Raw genomic sequence first — 1,873 nt, forward strand, 5'->3', positions numbered from 1 at the left:
GAAGGAGACTACCGATGGCCCACATGGGAGACCTGGTTGCGGAGATGCTGGCGCGCTACGGCGTCGAGCTGGTGTTCGGCATGCCGGGGGGACAGACGACGGCGCTGCACGACGGCATCTCGCGGCGGACCGACCGCATCCGCCACGTGCTGATGCGCGACGAGCGCAACGCCGCCTATGCCGCCGACGCCTATGCCCGCCTCACCGGCAAGCCCGGCGTCTGCGACGTCACCGTCGGCCCCGGCGCCAACCTGCTGCCGGCCGGCTTCATCGAGGCGCTCAACGCCTCGGTGCCGATGGTCGGCATCGTCGGCGAACTGCCGCTCGACTGGCTGACGCTGAAGGAGAAGGGCATCGCCTCTCAAGGCTTCGACCAGCTCTCCTTCTTCAAGACCATCACCAAGGACAGTTGGCTGGTGCCCTCCGTCTCCGCCCTGCCGGAGATGATCCGCACCGCCTTCCGCGTCGCCACCTCGCCGCGGCCGGGTCCGGTCGCCCTCATCATCCCGCACGACGTCTTCGACGCCGAATGGGACGAGGCGGCGATCCGCATCGGCGTCGACGAACGCGCCATCCGCGCCCCCTTCGTCCGCTCCGCGCCGGTGGGCCGCGACGTCGACGCGGCGGTCGCGCTGATCCGACGGTCGAAGCGGCCGGCGATCGTCTACGGCGGCGGCGTCCACGGCGCCGACGCCTGTGCCGAGGCGACCCGTTTCGCCGAACGGCTCGGCGGCCTCGCCGTCACCAGCCTGACCGGCCGCGGCTCCGTCCCGGAGACCGCGCCTCACGCCGCCGGCACGCTCAACCCGCTCGGCTCCTGGGCGGCGATCGAGCTGATCAAGGAGGCCGACCTCGTCATCTGGTGCGGCTCCAAGGCGAGCCAGAACACCGCGATGAACTGGACGCTGCCGCTGCCCGAGCAGGCGACGATCACCATCGACGCCGACCCGGCCGAGCACGGCCGCACCTTCCACCCGACCGTCTCGCTGTTCGGCGACGTGCGCGAGGCGCTGCTGCTGCTCGAAGCGAGGCTCGAACCGCCGTCGCATCCCGAATGGGCGGCGCGCATCGCCGAGATCAAAGCCGAGGGCGAACGGCAGAAGCGGGTCGAGAGCGAGAGCGAGACGCTGCCGATCCATCCCGCCCGCGTCATGGCCGAACTCGCCGCCCGCCTCGGCGAGGACGACATCGTCGTCTCCGACGCCAGCTTCTCGGCCGGCTGGATCGCCAACCACCTGCCGGCCCGCAAGCCCGGACGCGGCTTCCTCTATGCCCGCGGCCAGGGCGGCCTCGGCTACTCGACGCCGGCGGCGATCGGCGCGGCGGAGACGCGGCCGGGCACCCGCATCGTCACGGTCGCCGGCGACGGCGCCTTCTCCTACACGATCGGCGAGCTCGCCACCCAGGCGCAGCGGAACCAGAAGGTCGTCAACGTCGTCCTCAACAACGGCCGGCTCGGCTGGATCCAGCTGTGGCAGGAGATCTTCTTCAAGAACGTGCAGTCGGCGCTGCTGGAGAGCCAGAGCTGCCACCCGAACTTCGCCGCGGCGGCGAGTGCGCTGGGTCTCGCCGGCTTCTATGCCGAGAAGCCCGAGGACATCGGCCCGGCGCTCGACGCGGCCTTCGCCCACGACGGTCCGTCGGTCGTGGAGGTGCGGGTCGACGATCTGGCGACCCCGATCCACTCGTTCAAGCGCCGCATGCGGGAGGGCGGCGACAGCCCGCGCCCACGCCCCGGCACGGTCTACAGGCTGCGCGACTGGAAGGTTTCTCCCGACCTTCCCTGACGCAGCCGGGAAGCGGGATCCGACGGGACCGATCGCGGGCCGGCAAAACCGCGACCGGACCTCCCCCGAAAGGGTCCCGCTTCCCC

The 1,873-nt window shown here is 71.4% G+C and carries 1 protein-coding gene; it reads left to right on the top strand.

The features are described from left to right. Positions 1-1,787: thiamine pyrophosphate-binding protein (locus tag ACT53U_RS19575; protein WP_476157616.1), on the top strand; the 1,787-nt coding region annotated here is incomplete at its 5' end. Positions 1,788-1,873 lie beyond the last annotated feature (86 nt).

This window comes from Pinisolibacter sp. DMC19, from assembly GCF_056313985.1.